Source organism: Pantoea sp. Taur, assembly GCF_009830025.1.
GTDB lineage: Bacteria > Pseudomonadota > Gammaproteobacteria > Enterobacterales > Enterobacteriaceae > Pantoea > Pantoea communis.
This window is the reverse complement of record NZ_SZZZ01000002.1, coordinates 186,772-208,705: the sequence shown is the minus strand read 5'-3', so window position 1 is coordinate 208,705 and position 21,934 is coordinate 186,772. Positions and strand designations below refer to the sequence as shown.

Genomic DNA, 21,934 nt, shown 5'->3' with positions numbered 1-21,934 from the left:
ACGCAGTCGATTAAAGAGCGGTTATGTGAGAATGCCCGAGACCGTTTGTGCAGATGTTGAAGGGGCTTTTATGTTCAATGCGTTAGCGGTTTTCCCAGCGTAAAGTTTTGTGTGGGTTTGTGCGCTGGCTCACTGGAGAATAGTTTCAACTACACTTGCCTGATTCCATTGAGTAAAGAGGTTTACATGACGCAATCCCCTGACAGCAATCAAGCCTGGCTATTGGCATCGCGCCCCGATGGCGATCCGGTTAAAGAGAATTTCCGGCTTGTTGAACAACCTATTCCCTCTATCAAAACAGGTGAAATGCTGCTCCGCACGGTTTACCTCTCACTGGATCCTTATATGCGCGGGCGCATGGATGACAGTAAATCCTATGCGCCTCCGGCACAACTTGATCAGCCAATGGTCGGCGGTACAGTTTCACAGGTGGTTGAATCGCAGCATCCCGATTATAAAACCGGTGACTGGGTACTGGCAGGCAGCGGATGGCAACGTTATGCCGTCTCGGATGGCACTGGCGTAGCGAAAATCGGCGATCTGCCCCACCCATCCTGGGCGCTGGGCATTCTGGGGATGCCCGGCTTCACCGCTTACATGGGCCTGATGGACATTGGGCAGCCAAAAGCAGGCGAAACCCTGGTGGTCGCCGCCGCGACGGGCCCGGTGGGAGCCACCGTCGGGCAACTGGGTAAGCTCAAAGGCTGTCATGTGGTTGGCGTTGCCGGTGGTGAAGAGAAATGCCGCTACGCGATTGAAAAACTCGGGTTCTCAGCCTGTCTCGATCACTATCGTGAGGATTTTGCTGAACAGTTGGCGAACGCCTGCCCGGACGGGATCGATATCTATTTCGAGAACGTTGGTGGCAAAGTGTTTGATGCCGTGTTCCCGCTGTTGAACACCGCAGCTCGCGTACCGGTTTGTGGACTGGTCTCAACCTATAACAGTGGCAAAACCCTACCCGCTGGTCCTGACCGTACGCCACAAATCCTGAGTGGGATATTGAAGCGCCGAATCCGTATGCAGGGATTTATTATTTTCCAGGATTACGGTGATCGATATCCAGAATTCCTGCAAGCGATGATGCCGTTGGTTGAACAGCAGAAAATTCACTATCGTGAACACATGATCGATGGATTAGAAAATGCACCACAGGCGTTCTTCGATATGTTGAAGGGTAATAATTTTGGTAAAACCGTGGTCAAAGTGGCTGAAGAAGAGTGATAAGGGCCGGTTATTCTTAACATTTAATAACCGGCTAAATAGCAGCGTTATCTCTGTTTGGCCTGCGGCAGCAAGAGTTCCGTCAAAATTTTATTACGCTGTTTTTTGGTCAGCCAAAACATGCGTGGAACCCACGCCGGACGCGGCTGCGCGGCATAGAAATGCTGCATTTCATCTAACCAGGTTGCGTTGTTCATTGTTCCCTCCTTTGTTAAAAAAAGTATGGAGGGAAAAAACCGGAACAAATAGTGAGAGGATTATAAAATTTGTTCCGGGTTTAAACAGTCATGGCAAATCCAGGGAAAATTTAACGCCCTTTCTTTTTACGACCAGGTTGAGCAAAGCGCTGACGTCCTGCTGGTTTGGCCGCAGCTTTCTCTGGAATCTTTGCACCGTTCGATGCGACTTTTTTCGCCGCTGCTGCCGGTTTCTTTTTCGCCTGGCTTTGCTGCGTTTTTTTGTCTTCGGATGAAGAATCCTCGATCAAGTTAAACAACTCAATCAATTCGTCATCAGTAAAATCACGCCATTCGCCCAGCGGGATGCCTTTCAGACTGACATTCATGATACGCGTACGTTCAAGCTTGGTGACTTCGAAGCCAAAATGCTTGGTCATTCGGCGAATCTGGCGGTTAAGACCCTGAACCAGGATGATACGAAACACAAAGGTCGACTCTTTCTTCACTTTGCATTTTTTGGTCACAGTACCCAGCATCGGCACACCCGCCGCCATCCCGGCAATAAACTCGTCGGTGATGGGCTTATCTACGGTCACCACGTACTCTTTCTCGTGGTTGTTACCGGCGCGCAGGATCTTATTGACCAGGTCACCGTGGTTGGTGAGGAAAATCAGACCCTGTGAGTCTTTATCCAGACGGCCGATCGGGAACACGCGTTTACTGTGGTTAACAAAATCACCGATGTTATCGCGTTCACCCTCTTCCATAGTGGTAATAATGCCCACCGGCTTGTTGAGCGCAATCAGCACTAAATCTTCTTCGTTGCGCGGCTCGATCAACTGCCCATTCACTTTCACTTCATCCCCGGCAAAGACCTGTGCGCCAACGGTCGCGCGCTTGCCGTTAATAAAAACGTTGCCTTGCTCTATGTAACGATCGGCATCACGTCGTGAGCAGATTCCGCTCTCGCTAATGTATTTGTTCAGGCGCGTGGATGAGTTGGGCAGCATGGTTCCTCCGAAAAAAAACGGACTATACAACAACCTTAGACGTTGTGTAAGACACGGTTAAACATCATTGTTCTAGCTTGTAACCTCATCACCGTTTGGTAACAGCACACTAACATTGTGGTTGTTCCTCAGGAATCGATCAGCGACAATCGCCATCCATCGCGTTTTCTTATGACAGAGTTTGACCTTCATGACACACCTGCGTCGCGCCAGCTGGATAACATCGCTGCGGACTTTCCTTGCCCGTCTTTGGCCGCATCCGTTACCGGTCGCCAAAAAACAGAGAGTGATGGCCAGCATCGGTGCGGGCCTCGGCCTGATGATCACCAGCCTGACCAGCCATTGGCTGCTTGGTGAGGTCAACTTATGGTTTGTGGCACCGATGGGGGCGTCTGCAGTGCTGCTTTTCGGCTTACCGAATAGTCCGTTGGCGCAACCCTGGTCGATTGTTGGCGGAAATCTGGTCGCAGGCGTGATAGGCGTGACAACCGCGATGTATGTGCCCTATCCCGCAGTCGCTTGCGGCATTGCGGCTTGTCTCGCCATTGCAGTGATGTTTCAGCTGCGCTGCTTGCATCCTCCCAGCGGGGCGGTGGCGCTGACAGCGATTCTGGGCGGCAGTGGCGTTCAGCAATTGGGATATCAGTTTATTCTCTCTCCCGTGCTGCTAAATTCCGTGTGTCTTGCTGTACTGGCAATCATTTTCAATAATCTTGCGGGTCGCCGTTACCCGCATCCGCTGGCTGCTAACGAACCTAAAACGAATTCAGTGGCGCTTGAAGTGCCAATTACTCGCGATGATCTGCATCAGGCACTGGAGAACGGTCAGCTTCTCGACATTGACGAGGATGATTTGCAGCAGTTGTTACAGCGCGCTGAAGAGATTGCCCGTCGTCGGCAACAGTTACCGCCACAGCCCCTGAAGCGCGCCAGTTAAATTGCAGGCGATATGAGCCCCGCCGGCTGACCGCATTAACACAAGCCTCGGCTTATCTCCCCGCCGAAGCCGTGAATCCTTACACCATTATCATCCACTTCGACCACCGCAAAGGGTATTTCGCTTGGACCATCGAGCATGCCCTTCATGGTATAAAACCCTGTTTGACCGATGTATGCAGCGTTGCCGCGGTGGTCATGTCCTGAGAAGCAAAAATGTATGTTGTAACTAGAAAGGAGTTCCACCAGCACACTGGCGTTCATCAGTATATGCGTGGTGTGAGGCGCCAGCGGGTAATGACCAAACACCCCCACTTTTTCCCCCCGTTGCTGAGCTTCAATCAATTGCTGTTCAATCCAGTTCAGCTGCTGCTGACCGACGGCACCGTTCCATGGCTGAGCCTGCGGTTGTCGCTGCGCCTTTAATTCCGCCAGCAGGTTCTCCGCCTGGTAGTAGTCGTCACCATTCTGCGCGTTGCAGTACAAACTGACATCGTTACCGTCATAAACGATGAACCGCCACCCCGCTAAACGAAACGCGTAATAACTTTTAGGGAGTGCCGCACGATTATTCAGATGCTGAGCAAGGGTTTGCGCATCATGATTCCCCAACACTACCGCATGCGGATGCACCAACTGGTCATACAGCGGCAGAATGGCGGCATAGCTTGCCCAGTCCCGGTCAACCAGATCCCCCAGCGTCACCACAAAATCCAACGGCTGCTGATTCAGGGCTTCAATCGCCTGCGGCAACTTATCAAGTGCATGACGGTAGTAGAGGTTATTGGCGATATCAGCTTCGACATCGGCATACTGCGGATCCGCAATCACACCGAAACGCAGCACGTTATCCATCATTGCAGGACGTAAGTCAGGTAAAGCATAAAGCTCGGCCACATCGCCGAGGAGTTCGCGCTGCAAGGATGTCAATGGATGCGGATGAGTCACGAAAAACACTCCTTAGCGAATACCAGCACGCATGAACGACTGAATAAACTGACGCTGAAAAATCAGGAACAGCACCAGCAGCGGCATGGTGGTCATCAAAGTTGCGGCACCGATTAGCGCCCACTGTACGCCCTGCTCTGGCGCCGAGAACAATTGCAATCCGACCGTAAGCGGTCTTACGTTGACGGAATCGGTAATCACCAGCGGCCACAGGAAATCATTCCAGTGGAAACTGATCGAGACCAGGGCAAAAGCGATGTAGATCGGTTTCGCCAATGGAATGTAGATTTTGCGCAAGATATAAAACCGACTGGCTCCCTCTACAATCGCCGCCTCTTCCAGCACCAGCGGGATGCTTTTAAACGTCTGACGCAGCAGAAAAATGGCAAAAGCAGAGGCGAAATACGGCAATGCTATTCCCGTTAAGGTATCGCGCAGCCCAAACGCACCGATGGTTTTGTAATTGTTCAAAATCAAAACGTCCGGACTAATCATCAACTGCAGCAGGATCAGCGCGAAAATAACCCCTGAGAATTTCATTTTGAAACGCACCAGCGCATAGGCCGCCATGGTCGCTAAAATCAACTGCACCAGCACAATCATCAGCACCAGCAAGGTGGTATTGAGGAAGTAGCGGGCAAATGGCGCGGCATGCCAGGCCTTGATGAAATTATCAAAGGTTAGCGGCGAAAACAGCGAAAAACTGGCCTGATCCGATGCCGGATGGATTGCCACCCACACCGCTACCAGAATCGGCAGTAGCCACAGCAGCGCTGCCAGCCAAATGGTCAGGTTCAGACACCAGCCACCCAACGAGTTCATCTTCTTCATTGATAATGGGCTCGCTTGTCCAGCAACGTAAATTTGAACAGCGCAATCGCCGCGAGGATCACCAATAACACCACGGTCATGGCCGCAGCAGCAGGCATATCCCAGAAACTGAATGCGGTGCGATAGATATAGAACAGCAGCAGACTACTGCTGTTGTTGGGGCCCCCGTTGGTCATAGCAATCACCTGATCGACAATGCGGAAGGCGTTCATCGAAGCATTGATCAACACAAATAGCGTCGTTGGCATCAACAGCGGCCATTGCACGCGACGGAAAAAGTAACCGCGTGAAGCCCCTTCAATCGCTGCCGCTTCATTGAGGCGGGGATCGATCTGCTGCAAGGCAGCAAGATAGAAGATCATAAAGAAGCCCGCTTCACGCCAGACAGAAACCGCCATCAGACAATAAAGGGACGTGCCCGGCTCACCGAGCCAGTTCACGGCAGGCAGTGAGAACAGCGCCAGCAACTTATTCAACAGCCCCAGCTGCGGAGTGTAGAAAAACAGCCACAAATTAGCGATGGCAATCATGGGGAGCAATGATGGGATAAAAAACGCCGCGCGGACCAGCGAATTTGCCGCCAGTCGTCGATTCACGGCCAGCGCCATCATCAAAGCCAGCGTGACGGCCAGCGGAATGGTGATCAGTGCATACAACAAGTTGTTCCAGAGCGACTGGATGAAGATATCGTCATCCAGCAAGGCCATGTAATTATCCAGCCCAACGAAGTGGGCCGGATGATTATTACGGGAAGCGCTGAACAGACTCTCCCAGATCGTCGCCACCGCGGGATAATGCGTAAACAGCAGCAGAAAACTCAGTGCTGGCAAAATCAGCAGGTAACCATAAAGCTGCGTCGACCAGAATGCGGGACGACGCTGCGCCGTACTGGCAATTATCGTGCTCATCGCGCTTCCATTACTGGTAGGACTTCAACAGGCGATCCGCTTGCTTCTGCGCACCTTCAAGTGCTTCTGCCGGGGTTTTTGCCTGGGTCACCGCCGCTTCGACAGCATGGTTCAACGCATCCTGAATCTGTACGCTGTTGTAGGTCGAGAGTTCTGGCTGCGCATACTTCAACTGCTCACGCGCGACCAGCGCCTGAGGGACCTCTTTCACGTAGTCTTTCATCACCGTGGTGTCCCATGCTGCTGGAGATGTCGCCACATAGCCTGTCGCGATACTCCAGCGCGCAGCTTGCTCCGGTGAAGTCACCCAGCGGATAAACTCCATCGCGGCTTTTTGCTGCTCGGGTGAGGCATTCTTAAAGACGTAAAGGTTACCGCCGCCGGTTGGGCTGCCACGCTGTGTTTTCTCTGGCAGCATCGCCACACCAAATGGGAATTTGGCGTTATCGCGCACGTTGGTCAGATTACCGGTGGTGGTCACCATCATGGCAGTTTTACCGCTGATAAAGTCCTGTGGCGTGGTGCCCCAGGCAATTGCGCCTTTTGGCGACACTTCTTCTTTTTGCCCGAGGTCAGTCAGCCACTGCAGTGTCTCAACGTTACCCGGCGTGTTGAAATGCACCGCTGTCCCTTTACCGTTATCCAGACGACCGCCATTGGTGGCAGAGAGTCCCTGGAAGTTCCAGTAGCCGTTTGGCGTGGACGGAATCTCGATGCCCCACTGGCTCACGCCGTTAGCATCTTTGATGGTCAGTTTTTTACTGAATTCCACCACCTGCTGCCAGTTGGCCGGCGGTGTGTCGCCATTCAAGCCAGCTTTCTCAAAGGCCTGTTTATTCCAGTACATCACCACGGTTGAACGCTGGAATGGCACGCCCCACACTTTGCCATCAATGTGACGCAGGAACGCTGGATAGAATCCATCGATCCATTTTTTACCTTCATCACCGGTCGCCAGATCGCTGGCGGCGACAATCGCGCCCGCATCAATCAGGGAATAAGCCTCAATGTCACCAATGACCGCCAGCTGCGGAGCATTGCCCCCCCGAAACGCGGTCAGCGCTTTGGTGACGGTTGTCGCATAGTCACCGGTGTAAACCGGCTGAATGCTCACTTCCGGATGCACTTTTTCGAAATCAGCCACCAGCGCGTCAACGGTGTGGCTGACTTTGCCACCGACCGCGATCGGATAGTACATCTGCAATTTGACCGGATCAGCGGCAAAAGCGGAAACCGTAGTGCAAAGCAGTAAAGCAGAGGCCAGACGTGAGTAACGAATCGCAGACATGATTATCCCTTGGGCGAAAACAACGGTTAAACAGCGTATTTTTTCTGTGAAACAAACATCTGTTGCTCGGCAGACACACAGCGCTTGCCGGTCGAGGTGGAAAACAGATATTGACGGGTTGCTGACCACTGCAAGCCGACCTGGCTGTCCTCGACAAAATGCTGCATGCCGGGCACTTTCACGGTGATGGCATCGGACAGACCCGCGAGTTGGCACACCAGCAAGGTATCAGCACCCATGTATTCGTAGCTGATCACTCTGGCCTTTAAGGCAGCCTGTTCAGGTGAGATCAGCTGAATATCTTCCGCTCGTAAACCGAGACTCAATGCCACCTCATCGCAATGCTCAACCACCGGCGCCGGTAAGTGGCTCAGGTAATGACGGTTTTCTTTGTTGTGCAACGGCAGGATATTCATGGGTGGCGCGCCGATAAACTGCGCGGCAAAAACCGTGGCGGGGTTGTTATAGAGATCGTTCGGTGTGCCTTGCTGCTCGATGTGGCCGTCATTTAGCAGAATAATACTGTCCGCCATGCTCATCGCTTCGGTCTGGTCGTGCGTGACATACAGCATGGTGAGCCCCAGCTTCTTCTGTAAGGCACGAATCTCACGGCGCATGCTTTGGCGCAGCTTGGCATCAAGGTTAGACAGGGGTTCATCCATCAGACACAGGTTGTTATTCGCGATAACCGCCCTTCCCAGCGCGACACGTTGCTGTTGGCCACCAGACAGTTGCGACGGCAGACGATCAAGCAGCTTATCCAGTTCCATCAACTTGCTGACGTCATCCAGTCGGGCCGTAAAAGTCTGCTTATCTTCACCGCGTGCCTTTAAACCAAACAGCAGGTTCTCACGGACATTCAGATGTGGAAAAAGCGCATAGGATTGAAAAACCATCGAGAGTTTGCGCTGCGATGGGGGCAAATGAGTGATATCAGCGTGTTTAAAGTGGATCTCGCCGCGGTCGGCGGTTTCCAGCCCGGCAATGGTGCGCAGTAGTGTGGATTTTCCACAGCCTGATGGCCCAAGCAGCGCAACAAAGCTCCCTTCTGCGGCATCAAAGGTGATGTCATTGAGGGCAATTTTGTCGCCCCAGGCTTTAGTGATGTGATGTAGCGAAAGGTGGCTCATGCATCCGCAGTCCTGAAAACAGAATGGCGGTAAGCTAGCTCAGGGAAATGAAGGATTTATGTTGCTGGGGTGACGGTTGGGTGACTGGAACAGGCTACCCTGCTGTTATAAGGGAGTGAAAAAACCTGCCGTGCAGTTTATATAAAGTCAAAAGGACGGCGATAATTGCCGTGCAACTCAAACACAACAAACCAAAATTTCCATCTGGTTTGCTTAATTTGAAATTAACGGCGATAATTGCCGTCATATGACCATTATGCAAACCAAAAGCAATGTTGAACGCTGAAAGTCGTCAAAGGCTGAAACAGATACTTCCTGCGGGACTACTCGCCACTAAACCCTGGTTGGTGACACAGGGTTTAAATCCGCACTTCATTGATAACGCGGTCAAAAGCCAAACCCTGCTGACACTGACCCCTGGGGTGTACGTCCGCGAAACATCGCAGGTTAACTGGAAAGGTGTTGTCACCTCATTGCAAAGAATGAGTCTCTTCCCCGTCCATGTCGGCGGATTGAGCGCACTCGATCTGGAAGGACTCGCACATTATCAATCACGTAGCAAACATATCCACATCGAGCTATACGCAGAAACGGCATTGCCTGCATGGCTGAATAAAATTGACAGCAACATTCATTTTGCATGGCACAGCACCCGCCGGTTATGGCCAGCTTCACTGATGCAGGAAATACGCTATCTTCGTGAAGATCACTGGCGAGAGTCACTTCCGCCCTTGCTCCACTCTACACCCGAAAAAGCGATTCTTGAGGCCCTGGCCGGGGTTCCAACAGCAATGAGCTTTGAACATGCAGATCAACTGATGCAGAGCTTGCCTACTCTATCACCCAAAAAAGTGGATGCGCTTTTGCGTGCCAGCTCCAGCATCAAGAGCAAACGATTATTTTTATGGCTGTCTCAGCAGCATAATCATGCCTGGTTCAAATACCTTAAGCCGGAAGAATATGATTTAGGTGTGGGTAAACGTGAAATAGCACGTGGCGGCAGATTGGATAAAACATGGAATATTACCGTCCCCAGGGAGTCGAATTAATGGACCGCCAAAGTGTTTATTGGTGGAAATTACATAATTTATCGAATATGCAGCCATCTAAATACACTGAGGCGCTGGCGAAACTCAAAGAGGTATTGCTAATAACCACTTAGCTAAGCCATGCAGCATGGCTTAGCCACGGAATAGGATTTACTGCGACATACTCAAAATCGTCCGAATATTTTGCGCCGTGGTCGCCACAATGTCGATCGCCCCGGTACGCAGTGCGCCGAGTAGTGCCATTGCTTTGGTATTCTCGGAGGCAATGGCAATCACGCAGGGAATTTTACGTAATTCCTCGATGCTAAGACCAATCACCCGGTCATTCATCACCGTATCCACATGCTGTCCCTGGGCATTGAAGAAGTCATAACCCGCAACATCCCCGGTGACGCCCTGATTCACATGCGCATCGATGATCTCATGCGGCGTAAACCAGCCGAGTTTCACCATATAGCTGTTTTCATTCATATCACCGATGCCCACCAGCGCCACATCCGCTTTACGTGCGCGGTCGAGCGTCTCTTTGATGGTGCCGTTCTGCATAAAGGCATCGCGCAGCGCACGATTCTCGACATAGGCGGGGGCATACAGGGTTTCACTGATACCGCCAAATTTCTTGGCGAGTCGACGGCTGATATGATCGGCGTTAATCGCATCACCGGGACGATGAGTCCCACCAATGCCGCTGATAAACAGGCAGTTACGTGTCGGCACCTGGCCGGGGTAATCGGCGACAGCGGCGACGTTGCGCCCTTGCCCGACAGCGACAATCGCATTGTCTTTTAATGATTGTGCCAGATGGGCTGAGACTAACGCCGCTACCTGACGACGCTGTTCTTCATCGTCCGGCGAATCCAGTGCAATGAGCGCGCGTTGTAGTTGGGGGAAACGGCTTTGCAGCTGTTGTTCAAGGCGCGTACTGAACACCGGATGGTAGCGCACATTAATTTCGACGATGCCCTCTTCACGCGCACGTTTGAGCAGTCGGCCAACTTTAATGCGGGATATCCCAAACTTACGCGCAATCTCCTCCTGGGTGATTTCGTCCTGATAATAGGCCACAGCAATTTCTGTCAGCAGCTCGGAGTCCTGAGAAAGCGTGTTTTTTTCCATCCGTTACCTGTCTTGTATCGTGACACCTGATTTAAGGAGGGAGTTATATCATTGATACGACTCGCTTCGCCAGACAGCAGCGAGGCGAGTCGCAGGTTGCATCACGCTTAACGTTTAATGGCGTCGATTTTCAGCATGCGGGCAATCACGATATCCAGCTCTTTCTGATCGAAGATCTGCTTCCAGTCTGGCTTCACAATCTTCTCGCGACCGTATTCCATGGCGATCATACAGGCATCAGAGAACGGGTTGGTGGCGCGGAAGGCCACGGCCAGTGCGATCTGAATATGGCCATACAGCATCGCTTTGGCCGCTTCTTCCGGCACGCCGCTGTGCTTGACGGTCTCATCCAGTGCTTCTTTCATAAAAGCACCCACCATGCAGGCCACGGTTTCCACCAGCGTTGGCTCCAGATAGGCCAGCTGCGTCACCGTTACCCAATGCACTTCCTCTACCGGACCGTACATCACGCTAATGACTTTGCTCAGTTCGGCTTTCTGCGCATCTGAGCCGGTTTCATACGAAGCCGCCACATGCTGTACCGCCGCGATGCCACCGAAGGCATCCGCGTGCTCTTCTTTGGTGTAGCGCTCGAGGAATACGGATGGATGGCAAGGGTGCGCCACCGCATATTCGATGCCATCACGATGCGCGATCAGGTTTGCGTAAGCCGCAGCCGGGTCCAGCGTCAGCAGGATTGCACCGGCCTTCATCTGTGGCACCACGCCCTCAGACACTTTGCCCAGCACGATATCCGGTACCGCCAGAATCACCACGTCACTTACCGGCACAACGGAAGCGGCATCAGACAACTCACGACCTTGCGCCGTCACTTGCTCCTGCGCCTTCGGTGAGTTCTCGACGTAAAACACCTGGTAGTCGCTTTTCTGGAAGTTAGCAGAAATGCGCATACCCATTTTGCCGCCTGCGCCAATTACGGTGATGGTTTTCAATGCATTGCTCATTGGTATAACTCCTGATCTTGTTTACTACGTAAGAATTCAACGGTGCGGCGCGTCCATTCGGCTTCGCGCTCGCAGGTCAGCACGGCATCGTCCTGCCACGGCAACCAGTGTTCAACGATTTGATTAATCTCTCTTTCTGCCGGACGCACGCTGGCGATCATCCGGTCATAGTCCAGCAGGCCTTCGCCCATCAGGCAGCCAGCATAGGTAAAGCCGACCCAGCCATCACGACGCGTAAAGGCAAAATCTTTAATGTGCAGGTTGCCGACGCGCGCCGCCGTATTGGCGATCACCTGTTCAGGCAATTCCAGTCCTGCTACGCAGTTAGCGGGATCGAGACACACGCATAACCACGGCGAAAGAAACTTGTTAATGACCGACATCATCGCGCCGCTGTTGACCTGCTCATACGTCTCCAGGCACAGACGCACCTGCTGACGGGCGAAATCAGGCAGCACAGCACCAATCAACTCTGCCGCTTCATCCAGTGACGGACGGTGATCGGCGGTGTAGAACATGGAGCGCACCACATGGGCATCGAGAATATTCGCCATATGCAGGTAACGGCGCAGATGCGCAGTGCCTAAACCGCGTGTGCCCAGCTCCAGCGTGATGCCCAGCTTGTCGGCCAATTGGCGAAGGTCCTGCAACTGCTCATCTGACCAACTTTCAATCGCCGGATAATCACAAATCTGGAATACCGAGACATCCATCTCGGCGGTCTGCTGCAGCATCTGCTCCAGCGATAGCGGGTTGGGCACTTTGCTGGACATGCGCCAGAAAAAGGCATAAGTACTGAGTCCGATACGGCTCATTAACGGATCTCCTTCGCCAGCACGCTGGCCTCTTCAATGATTTGCGCCAGTGCATTCGGGTCGTGGGCAAAACGGCCCAGGAACAGACCATGAACGTCAGTCCCCAGACGCTGAATTAGCCCCGGCCCGGCGCTGCCGCCATAAATGATTTTTAAGGTGATACCCTCCGGCGTTTTCAACTGTTGCAGGCCCGAACACACTGCGCGGATATAGCTATCCGGTGCAGGTTGTGGTGCACCAATCGCCCACTGCGGCTCATAGGCAAAGAACACTTCGCCGCGTAAACCTTGTTGCACCGCATCGGCCAATGCTTCCTCCAGCTGCAGCTCGCATAGCGCGATGGCCTGCTCCGGCTCAGCCTGCTGTTCTTCGCCGATGCACAATACCGGCGTTAACCCGTGACGCAGTGACATGGCGACTTTCGCGGCGATCTGCGCTTTATCTTCATGAAAGTGGCGACGACGTTCAGCGTGACCGATTTCGGCCAGTGAGCAACCGAGCTCCTGCAACATGCTGGCGCTGACCTCACCGGTCCAGGCACCGTTCTCAGCCTGGCAAACATCCTGGCCACCATAGCGCACCGGTGTTTTTGCGAAAATGTCAGCCACAGCGGGAATAGCCGGATAAGCGGGCAGTACAAACAACCCGACATCACCGTTTTTCACCGCCGGCAACTGAGCCAATCCGGCGACTTTGCGGCACCAGTCCAGTGTCTGCTGGTAACCGAAATACATTTTCAGGCTGACGCCGAGCCAGATTTTGGGCTGAGACATCATTACGCTCCTTGCTGAGAGGCTTTATGTTCTTTTAGCAGATCGCCAACGGTATTGACGATCATCGCCAGTGAAATGGCTCCCGCATCTGGCGTACCGACACTTTTTTCGGCTAGCGGACGCGCACGACCCATTTTCGGCACCAGCTGAGCGGTGTCTTGTGCGGCCTTATCGGCTACCTGCGCCGCCGCCAACCAGGCATCGGTCAGTGAAGCACCCTCTGCGACTGCAGCGTTAAGGCTGTCGCTAAACGGCACCAACACATCGACCATGGTTTTATCGCCCACCTTCGCTTTGCCAAAGTGCATAATGCCCTCTTTGGCTTCGCGTACGCCGGTTGCAACGCGTTGCGCATTGGGTGACTGCTGATCGCCAATGGCCGTCCCCAGCGCAGCTAATGCCACACCCCACAGTGCACCCGATGTGCCGCCAGCTTTATCGGCCCAGGCATCCGCAGCACGGCACAACAGGCTGCCGGCACCTGCACCACGCGCAGCCACTTCACGCGCCTTGTCCACCGCGCCCAGCACGCCACGTTCCATACCGATACCGTGGTCACCGTCACCGGCCACAGCATCGATATCACCTAATTTTTTCGCGTTACGCTGTAACAAATCTGCCACTGATTCCAGGATATGTAACACGCGCTGTGCGCTCTGCTGTGACTCAGCTGAAGCCTGCGGCAATGCTTCTTCCGTGCTCTCTTCACGCTCTTCCGCACTTAGCGGTTCCGCGATCAGCACGCTTCCTTTGCGATAGGCTGGTGCATTTGCCGGCGCACACCACAGTGTCTCCAGCTCATCGTCCAACCACATCAGCGTCAGCGATGCGCCCGCCATGTTGAAGCTGGTAACAAACTCACCGACATCGGGCTGAACCACTTTAAGTCCTGCAGCGTCCAGCAGTTGTGCCACGCGGCGATACACCACGAATAACTCTTCATACTTCACTGAACCCAAACCGTTGAGGATCACCGCCACGCGATGACCTTCAATCTGTTTGACGTCGGCAGGTACTTCGCCTAGCAGACGTTCAACAAACAACTCGGCCAACTCATCGGCACTGGGCACATCAGTCTCACTGATACCCGGCTCACCGTGGATGCCCAGACCGAGCGCCATGCGCCCTTTCTCGACTTCAAATAAAGGATGCGTGGCACCCGGCAAGGTACATCCGCCAAATGCCACACCGAAAGTCCGCGTACGATCGTTAGCATGCTGCGACTTCTTAAGTACGGAGGCTAAATCATCGCCCGCTTCCGCTGCTGCACACGCCGCTTTAAACACACACAAATCCCCGGCCACACCACGGCGCTTTGCCCGTTCGTCTTTACTGGCGCTGGAAATATCATCGGTTACCGCCAGAATTTCACAGGCAATACCTTCGGCACGCAGACGTTCGCAAGCCTGGCCGAAGTGCAGTACATCGCCCGCATAGTTTCCGAACATCAGCAACACGCCCGCGCCGTTATGTGCCGCTCTTGCCACGTTGTAGATCTGCTGAGCAGACGGCGAAGCAAACAGGTTCCCCATGGCTGCGCCGTGTGCCAGACCTTGTCCAACCAACCCGGCGAAGGCCGGATAATGACCGGAACCGCCGCCCACAATCACCGCAACCGTATTGGGTTGGCTGCGCGTGCTGCGCACCACACCACCGGTGACCTGACGAACTTTATCGGCGTTGGCGGCGACAAAGCCTTCAATGAGTTCAGCAGCAAAGGCTGAAGGTTGGTTAAACAGGTACGTCATTTTAGTGCTCCTGTGCGATAGAGGTCGGCTGAGACTGCGGGCGCTGGCGATTCAATAACAGCATAAGGACGGCTGACAGCAGCATGAAGCCACCGACCACGAACATCGGTAACACATAGCTGTTGGTGGCGTCGTGCAGTGCGCCAGTGATGTAGCCCGCGGAGAAGCCCGCCACGTTTCCTAAGGTGTTGATAAGTGCGATAGCCGCTGCGGCTGACGCGCCGGTCAGGAACTGCGTTGGCAGCGTCCAGAAGTTAGGCAAGGCAGCAAAGATGGAACTGGCAGTAATCGCGATCACCATGATGGTGGTGAACGGTGAATCCATATACAGCGCCAGTGGCACGCTGATACCACCGGCCAGCGCTGGAATCGCGATGTGCCAGGTTTTGCAACCACGACGGGTGGCATCTTTTGACCAGAAGTACATCACCACAGCCGCAATCAGGTACGGCACGCCGGTGATCAATCCCTTCTGCATCACGTTAAAGGTAGTGCCGAACTGCTGCTGGAAGCCGCCGATAATGGTTGGCAGGAAGAAGGCCAGCGCATACAGGCCATAGATAAAGCCGAAGTAGATCAGGCACAGCGTCCACACACGGCCGTTGCCCATGACGGAGCGCAGGCTATGTTTCTTATGGCCCTGCTTCTGTTGATGCTCCGCTTCCAGCTCGTTGGTCAGCCAGGTCTTCTCATCTGCGGTTAACCATTTCGCCTGACGCGGTGAATCCACCAGCCAGAACAGCGCCACAATACCGATCAGAATCGCTGGGATGGAAACACCCAGGAACATCACGCGCCAGCCATCCAGACCGAACAGACCGTGTTGCTCAATCAAACCTGCCGCCAGGGGCGCACCGAATACGACGGTCAGCGGCTGTGCCAGATAGAACAAGGACAGGATTTTGCTGCGATGACGTCCCGGTACCCACATGCTCAGATAAAGAATCGCACCCGGGAAGAAGCCAGCTTCAGCAATACCCAGCAGCAGGCGCAGCGTATACAGGCCTTCGACACTGCTCACCCAGGTGAACAGCAGCGAGACGATACCCCAGCTGATCATTATGCGTGCCAGCCAGCGACGTGCGCCGAACTTATGCAACGCCAGGTTGCTCGGCACTTCCAGCAGGATATAACCGATAAAGAAGATGCCGGATGCCAGACCAAACTGCACGCCTGTCAGACCGAGGTCCTGCGTCATGCCATTTGGGCCAGCAAAAGAAATTGCGGTGCGGTCAAGGAAGTTAATAAAGAACATCAGGGCCACGAAAGGCACCAGACGCCAGGAGATTTTGCTGATAGCGGATTTCTCAACCGCCGTCATGTTTTGCTGACTCATAACGCACCTCCGTGACGTGCGTGGTTAAAACTGTTGTTTGGTGTTGACCAGACGCGAAATGAGCGCTGGCTGCAGGTGTACTGAGAGGTACGGTGTAAATGACACATGTTCGAGTCCTCAAGGGGTCTTCTTGTACATTGGTATCGTTATGCGAACAAATGAACACTACACGTATAAATGTACATCTCTCAACTGCAATGATTGAAAATGTGAGCCTGCTCATGAGATTTGATTTTGGCCCTGAATCGGAAAAATACGCAGAAATGCAGCGCGATCCGCGCGGTATCAGCACCCTTCGCGCTTTGCATCACTAAATCAGCACGTAAGACATATGAACAGCCATTGAACATATGATTGGATTTGTGGCAGGCTATCGATGAACATCTTCCTCGCCTGCATAACAAACGTTCAGGCGTCAGAACTAAACCCTGCTGGAGAATGACGATGAAAACTATCGCAATTGGCGCCGATGATGCGGCTATCGAATTGAAAAACATCATTAAAAAACTGCTTGAAGAGAAAGACTTTCAAGTGACGGACTACACCAATGACGCACAAAATGACCGTCCGATGTACCCGGATGTGGCATTTGCGCTGGCAACCGCTATCCAGAAGAATGAATTTGAGCGCGGCATCCTGCTGTGCGGCACCGGTATCGGCGTGGCAATCGTGGCCAACAAAGTGGAAGGCGTGCGTGCGGCACAGTGTCATGACACCTTCTCTGCTGAACGTGCCCGTAAAAGCAACAATGCTCAGATCATGACCATGGGCGCTCGCGTTATCGGACCTGAACTGGCGAAGAACATCGTCAATGCCTGGCTGGCCTCAGAGTTTGAAGGTGGTGGCTCCACCGCCAAAGTCGAGAAGATCGGTTACTACGAACAAGTTTCACATACTAAATAATCACCGACTTCTTACCTCTGGAGAACCTTATGTCAACACGCCGGGAAAGAGCCAACGCCATCCGTGCTTTAAGCATGGATGGCGTACAACAAGCCAAGTCAGGTCATCCGGGTGCCCCGATGGGCATGGCGGATATAGCGGAAGTTTTATGGCTCGACTTTTTACAGCACAATCCAAACAATCCTAAGTGGGCTAACCGCGACCGCTTCGTCCTGTCGAATGGCCACGGTTCGATGCTGATTTACAGCCTGCTGCACCTGAGCGGTTATGATCTGCCACTCAGCGAATTGAAAAATTTCCGTCAGCTGCACTCTAAAACACCCGGTCATCCTGAATACGGTTATACGCCAGGCGTTGAAACCACCACCGGCCCGCTGGGTCAGGGGATCGCCAATGCCGTCGGCTTCGCGATTGCCGAACGTACGCTGGCGGCGCAGTTTAATCGCCCTGGCCACGACATCGTTGATCACCATACCTATGTGTTTATGGGCGACGGCTGCATGATGGAGGGCATTTCACACGAAGTCTGCTCCATCGCCGGGACGCTGAAGCTGGGGAAACTGGTGGCCTTCTATGATGACAACGGCATCTCTATTGATGGTCACGTTGATGGCTGGTTCACCGACGATACCGCCGCCCGTTTCGAAGCGTACGGCTGGCACGTGGTGCGTGACGTAGACGGTCATGACGGCGACGCGATTAAGAAAGCGGTTGAAGCAGCCAAAGCGGTCTCGGACAAGCCTTCTCTGCTGATGTGCAAAACCGTGATTGGTTTTGGCTCACCGAATAAAGCGGGTACCCACGATGTGCATGGCGCACCACTGGGCGACGACGAAATTGCACAGACCCGTCAACAGCTGGGTTGGCACCACGCGCCGTTCGAAGTCCCTTCAGAACTTTATGCACAGTGGGATGCGAAAGAAGCCGGTCAGGCGAAAGAGTCCGCGTGGGAGGCAAAAGTCGCGGCTTATGCCGAAGCTTATCCGGAACTGGCGGAGGAGTTTAACCGTCGTATCAAAGATGCGTTGCCGGATAACTGGGAAACTGAGTCGCAACAGTTTATCGAGCAGCTGCAGGCCAATCCGGCGAAAATTGCCAGCCGTAAAGCGTCGCAAAATGCGATTGAAGCCTTCGGCAAGATTCTGCCGGAATACCTTGGGGGTTCTGCTGACCTGGCACCCAGCAACCTGACGATGTGGTCGGGTTCTAAGCCGATCAATGAAGATCCCGCGGGGAATTACATTCATTACGGCGTGCGTGAATTCGGTATGACCGCGATCGCCAACGGTATCGCGCTGCACGGTGGTTTCCTGCCTTACACCGCCACCTTCCTGATGTTTGTCGAGTACGCGCGCAATGCGGCACGTATGGCGGCGTTGATGAAAGTGCGTCAGATCATGGTCTACACCCATGACTCCATCGGCTTAGGCGAAGATGGCCCCACCCACCAGCCGGTTGAGCAGATGGCCAGTTTGCGCGTGACGCCAAACATGAGCTTATGGCGTCCGTGTGATCAGGTTGAGTCTGCGGTGGCATGGAAATACGCGATTGAGCGCGTCAACGGCCCTACTGCCTTAATCTTCTCGCGTCAGAATCTGGCGCAGCAAGATCGTACTGCTGAACAGTTGGCTAACGTGATGCGCGGCGGTTATGTGTTGAAAGACAGTGAAGGGGTTCCAGAGCTGATCCTCATCGCCACCGGTTCAGAAGTGGAGCTGGCGGTTGCTGCGTATGAGCAATTGACGGGCGAGGGCCGTAAGGTGCGCGTAGTTTCGATGCCTTCAACCGACGCCTTCGACAAGCAGGACGCGGCTTACCGTGAATCTGTGCTCCCTAAAGCGGTGGCCGCGCGTGTGGCGATCGAAGCCGGTATCGCCGATTACTGGTTCAAGTACACCGGTCTGCACGGCGCGATTGTCGGCATGACCACTTTCGGCGAATCCGCGCCAGCGGAACTGCTGTTCAAAGAGTTTGGTTTCACCGTGGAAAACGTGGTTCAAACGGCGAAATCGATTCTGTAAATGGCCAGCGCCAAAAATGGCGTGCGCCTGGCTACATAAGATGTGAGATGCCCCCAGGGGCGGCAAGAATGCCGCCCTTTTTCAGCCATTTCAACACAGCACTGATTTCCCGCTCGGCGTGACATCTTCAATGGCGTCCTCTGGTTGCAGGATGCGCACCTGACTCAACACGAAAATCACTCCGCTTATCTTTGCATCCGAATCAGCGTATTCTGTCCTCCGCTGCCCTTTTCTCACGGAACTGGAGGAAACATGTCCACCTTACGTTTGCTGATCTCTGATTCACACGATCCCTGGTTTAACCTCGCGGTGGAAGAGTGCATATTCCGTCAGATGCCCACCACGCAGCGCGTATTGTTCTTATGGCAGAACGCTGAAACGGTGGTGATTGGCCGCGCGCAAAACCCGTGGAAAGAGTGCAACACGCGTCGGATGGCGGAAGATGGCATCAAACTGGCGCGACGTAGCAGCGGCGGCGGTGCGGTGTTCCATGATCTGGGCAACGCTTGTTTCACCTTTATGGCTGGTAAACCGGAATACGATAAAACTGTCTCGACGGCGATTATTTTGCAGGCACTGGAAAAACTGGGCATGCACGCCGAAGCCTCGGGGCGCAACGATATCGTGGTCAATGTGAATGGCGAGATGCGTAAGATTTCCGGTTCCGCTTATCGCGAAACGCCGGATCGCGGTTTTCACCACGGCACTTTCCTGATGAGCGCCGATCTCTCACGTCTTGCCGATTACCTCAACCCGGACATCAAAAAGCTTCAGGCCAAAGGGATCACCTCGGTGCGTTCACGCGTCGCTAACATCGCGGATTTTATTCCTGATATCCGTTTTGCAGACATCCGTCGTGAGGTGATTGCGGCTTACTTCGCGCATTACCATGAAACCTGCGAGCCCGAGTTTATTTCACCCGAAGCCCTGCCAGACCTTCCCGGCTTTAAGGCGCAGTTCGCCCGCCAGAGCAGCTGGGAGTGGAATTTTGGTCAGGCGCCTGATTTCTCACATCTGCTGCAGGAACGTTTTGTCTGGGGTGGCGTTGAGATTCACTTTGACGTTGAGCGTGGCACCATTACCCGCAGTCAAATTTTCACCGATAGCCTCAATCCCGCACCGCTAGAAACGCTGGCGATGCAGTTGCACGGTGTGGCGTATCGACCGGAGTCACTGCAGGCTGAAATGCAGAAACTGGTTGTGGAGTTTCCGGAGCAGCAGAAGGAACTCACCGAATTGGCAAACTGGCTGGTGAACAGCATCAGATAAGGTGGCGCTGCACCAGCGCCTCAATCAGTCCCTGCAGTTCCTTTACGCCATCCAGCTGCCGGATATCGCCACACACCACAGCGTTTGAGAGGGCGTCTGCCGCGCCCAGTAAGCCCCACAGGCTGGATTGCGGCAGCTTCGCCTCAGCAAACCACAGACGTAACTTCGCCATGAAATCGAGTTGGTATTTGCGCTTCACTTCAGCCAGTTCTGGCGTGCTGTTGAGCGCTGACAGCACATCCGGAATTTCTCGCCCCTGTGTCAGTACGCAGTTTACATAGCAAGCCGCCACCGTGCTGGCGCGTTCTGCCAGATCGTCTCCCGCTTTTGCCATCGCCGCGTCAATAACAGCGTTTTGCCGCACATCAAAGTCCTCATACAGCGCAGCGAGCAAACCGTGGCGAGTGCCAAAATGCTCATACACCACAGGCTTGCTGACACCCGCTTCGATGGCCACTCGCCCAAGTGTAAGGGCATCGCTGCCGTGCTCTCGCACCAGATTCCACGCTGTGTTAATCAGCTGCTCGCGGCGGGCGTCAAAGGTCATACGCTGGCGCGTGGGTGAGTTCATGCAGGTTCCTTCAAAGTGAAAAGTCGCTGCCCAAGTTGCCGGGCAAGCGCGTAATGCGCATCAGGATAACCCTCATCGGACGGCAACAACAGTTCGCTGGTGATCACCGGCGCGCCGCAATAACCAAATATTCCCTCATCAATCTGAGTTCGCATGCTGCTGAAATAGCCACGTCGCAGATAAGTGCGCGTATTCGCCGCGCCCAGTGCCAGTAAATGCACCTGCAGATGCCCCAACTTCTTAATCACCTTTTCACCGGTGTCGTCATACGCCCAGCCCTGAGTAAACACGCGGTCAATCCACCCTTTTAACTGTGCCGGGAAAGACCACCAGTAAATCGGATACACCAATACCAGCGCATCGGCACGATTCAGACGCTGCTGTTCGGCCAATACATCCTGAGGCGAAACGGTTCCCGATTTGAACTGATCGACATCCGCCTGATTGAAGCGTGGATCAAATTGCTCAGCCGCTAAATCGGCGATTTCGACACTGTGTTGGCCGCTCGCTGAAATGCCTTTAACCAGCTGTTCAACCACAGCATGGGTGTGTGAATGGTGGTCTGGATGGGCCGTAACGATAAGCGTGTGCATGGGGGTTAACCTCCGACAATGATTGACCTACCATTGGTAACTTACTGGTGGTAGGTTGTCAATGTTCGTTTGCTGTTGGACTTGAGCGTGTGATGCCTTTGGTTGGGATAATGGGTGATGACAGCGTTTTGGGATTGGCTGGTGGTGGAGTAATTGGAGGCAGAGGCGATAATAAAGTCTGAGGTTGATTGGCCAGGTTGCTGAGTGGCGAAGGTGTTGGCTGTAATTGTCTGGGTGCGCAGGCGATGACGCTTGCTGCAGTCGCTTAGGTTCTGGCTTTCTCGTTTGATTCAATGCGTGTTGTTGAAGGATTAATCTGCT

At 53.7% G+C, this 21,934-nt stretch carries 21 protein-coding genes; 6 read left to right on the top strand and 15 right to left on the bottom strand.

Translation table 11 applies throughout. The features are described 5' to 3' along the window. The first annotated feature begins 186 nt into the window (after window positions 1–186). Window positions 187–1,224, top strand: coding sequence for an NADP-dependent oxidoreductase (locus FD744_RS03355; protein ID WP_160867312.1), 1,038 nt, complete (start codon window positions 187–189; stop codon window positions 1,222–1,224). A 47-nt stretch (window positions 1,225–1,271) separates the two neighbouring features. Here FD744_RS03355 and FD744_RS03350 read toward each other — a convergent pair whose 3' ends face one another. Next, window positions 1,272–1,421: a hypothetical protein gene (locus FD744_RS03350; protein ID WP_160832916.1), complete on the bottom strand. Its 150-nt coding sequence runs from the start codon at window positions 1,419–1,421 to the stop codon at window positions 1,272–1,274. A 110-nt stretch (window positions 1,422–1,531) separates the two neighbouring features. Then, window positions 1,532–2,413 carry a 23S rRNA pseudouridine(2604) synthase RluF gene (gene rluF / locus FD744_RS03345; RefSeq protein WP_034823556.1) on the bottom strand — a complete coding sequence of 294 codons (882 nt, stop codon included), beginning with the start codon at window positions 2,411–2,413 and terminating at the stop codon, window positions 1,532–1,534. Between the two features lie 190 nt (window positions 2,414–2,603). On the opposite strand from rluF, the gene FD744_RS03340 reads away from it, so the two are divergent. Next, window positions 2,604–3,350 carry an HPP family protein gene (locus FD744_RS03340; protein ID WP_160867311.1) on the top strand — a complete coding sequence of 249 codons (747 nt, stop codon included), beginning with the start codon at window positions 2,604–2,606 and terminating at the stop codon, window positions 3,348–3,350. Between the two features lie 35 nt (window positions 3,351–3,385). Here the strand turns inward: FD744_RS03340 and FD744_RS03335 are convergent, their stop codons facing one another. From FD744_RS03335 to FD744_RS03315, 5 genes are read right to left on the bottom strand one after another with little or no spacing between them, the layout of a single operon-like run. Next, window positions 3,386–4,297: a metallophosphoesterase gene (locus tag FD744_RS03335; protein ID WP_160867310.1), complete on the bottom strand. Its 912-nt coding sequence runs from the start codon at window positions 4,295–4,297 to the stop codon at window positions 3,386–3,388. Between the two features lie 12 nt (window positions 4,298–4,309). Next, on the bottom strand, window positions 4,310–5,128 hold the full coding sequence (locus tag FD744_RS03330) for a carbohydrate ABC transporter permease (protein WP_202403385.1): 819 nt from the start codon (window positions 5,126–5,128) through the stop codon (window positions 4,310–4,312). Beyond that, on the bottom strand, window positions 5,125–6,036 hold the full coding sequence (locus FD744_RS03325) for a carbohydrate ABC transporter permease (RefSeq protein ID WP_160867309.1): 912 nt from the start codon (window positions 6,034–6,036) through the stop codon (window positions 5,125–5,127). Before FD744_RS03325 ends, FD744_RS03330 begins: the two co-directional genes overlap by 4 nt. Before the next feature lie 10 nt (window positions 6,037–6,046). After that, the gene (locus FD744_RS03320) at window positions 6,047–7,324 is read right to left on the bottom strand and encodes an ABC transporter substrate-binding protein (RefSeq protein ID WP_034823562.1); all 1,278 of its coding nucleotides are present in this window, start codon (window positions 7,322–7,324) and stop codon (window positions 6,047–6,049) included. Between the two features lie 26 nt (window positions 7,325–7,350). Then, a complete protein-coding gene (locus FD744_RS03315) occupies window positions 7,351–8,454 on the bottom strand; it encodes an ABC transporter ATP-binding protein (protein ID WP_160867308.1) in 1,104 nt (367 codons plus the stop codon). 272 nt (window positions 8,455–8,726) lie between these two features. On the opposite strand from FD744_RS03315, the gene FD744_RS03310 reads away from it, so the two are divergent. Beyond that, entirely contained in the window at window positions 8,727–9,503 is a 777-nt protein-coding gene (locus FD744_RS03310; RefSeq protein ID WP_160867307.1) for a type IV toxin-antitoxin system AbiEi family antitoxin domain-containing protein, read from the top strand. 150 nt (window positions 9,504–9,653) lie between these two features. On the opposite strand, the gene FD744_RS03305 is transcribed toward FD744_RS03310, so the two are convergent. From FD744_RS03305 to FD744_RS03280, 6 genes are all read right to left on the bottom strand, one after another. After that, complete coding sequence (locus FD744_RS03305; protein WP_160867306.1) at window positions 9,654–10,619, bottom strand: sugar-binding transcriptional regulator; 966 nt, start codon at window positions 10,617–10,619, stop codon at window positions 9,654–9,656. Window positions 10,620–10,726: 107 nt separating this feature from the next. After that, window positions 10,727–11,584 (bottom strand): phosphogluconate dehydrogenase C-terminal domain-containing protein, encoded by an 858-nt coding sequence (locus tag FD744_RS03300; protein ID WP_034823572.1) that lies wholly within the window; start codon window positions 11,582–11,584, stop codon window positions 10,727–10,729. Continuing rightward, entirely contained in the window at window positions 11,581–12,399 is an 819-nt protein-coding gene (locus FD744_RS03295; protein ID WP_160867305.1) for a sugar phosphate isomerase/epimerase, read from the bottom strand. The genes FD744_RS03300 and FD744_RS03295 overlap by 4 nt, the downstream gene beginning before the upstream one ends. Beyond that, on the bottom strand, window positions 12,399–13,172 hold the full coding sequence (locus FD744_RS03290; RefSeq protein ID WP_160867304.1) for a triose-phosphate isomerase family protein: 774 nt from the start codon (window positions 13,170–13,172) through the stop codon (window positions 12,399–12,401). The genes FD744_RS03295 and FD744_RS03290 overlap by 1 nt, the downstream gene beginning before the upstream one ends. 2 nt (window positions 13,173–13,174) lie before the next feature. Beyond that, entirely contained in the window at window positions 13,175–14,920 is a 1,746-nt protein-coding gene (locus tag FD744_RS03285) for a dihydroxyacetone kinase family protein (RefSeq protein WP_160867303.1), read from the bottom strand. Between the two features lies 1 nt (window position 14,921). Beyond that, a complete protein-coding gene (locus FD744_RS03280; RefSeq protein ID WP_034823583.1) occupies window positions 14,922–16,256 on the bottom strand; it encodes an MFS transporter in 1,335 nt (444 codons plus the stop codon). Window positions 16,257–16,700: 444 nt separating this feature from the next. Here FD744_RS03280 and FD744_RS03275 point away from each other — a divergent pair, with 444 nt between their 5' ends. The 3 genes from FD744_RS03275 (at window position 16,701) to FD744_RS03265 (ending at window position 20,449) form a co-directional block, all read left to right on the top strand. After that, on the top strand, window positions 16,701–17,159 hold the full coding sequence (locus FD744_RS03275) for an RpiB/LacA/LacB family sugar-phosphate isomerase (protein WP_039328632.1): 459 nt from the start codon (window positions 16,701–16,703) through the stop codon (window positions 17,157–17,159). A 29-nt stretch (window positions 17,160–17,188) separates the two neighbouring features. Next, the gene (tkt, locus tag FD744_RS03270; protein WP_160867302.1) at window positions 17,189–19,180 is read left to right on the top strand and encodes a transketolase; all 1,992 of its coding nucleotides are present in this window, start codon (window positions 17,189–17,191) and stop codon (window positions 19,178–19,180) included. Between the two features lie 252 nt (window positions 19,181–19,432). Then, window positions 19,433–20,449, top strand: a complete 1,017-nt coding sequence (locus FD744_RS03265) for a lipoate--protein ligase A (RefSeq protein WP_160867301.1) — start codon at window positions 19,433–19,435, stop codon at window positions 20,447–20,449. Here the strand turns inward: FD744_RS03265 and FD744_RS03260 are convergent. Both FD744_RS03260 and FD744_RS03255 read right to left on the bottom strand, forming a co-directional pair. Then, window positions 20,442–21,020 carry a TetR/AcrR family transcriptional regulator gene (locus FD744_RS03260; RefSeq protein WP_160867300.1) on the bottom strand — a complete coding sequence of 193 codons (579 nt, stop codon included), beginning with the start codon at window positions 21,018–21,020 and terminating at the stop codon, window positions 20,442–20,444. The genes FD744_RS03265 and FD744_RS03260 overlap by 8 nt on opposite strands. Beyond that, window positions 21,017–21,613, bottom strand: coding sequence for an NAD(P)H-dependent oxidoreductase (locus tag FD744_RS03255; RefSeq protein ID WP_160867299.1), 597 nt, complete (start codon window positions 21,611–21,613; stop codon window positions 21,017–21,019). The genes FD744_RS03260 and FD744_RS03255 overlap by 4 nt, the downstream gene beginning before the upstream one ends. Window positions 21,614–21,934: the final 321 nt, after the last annotated feature.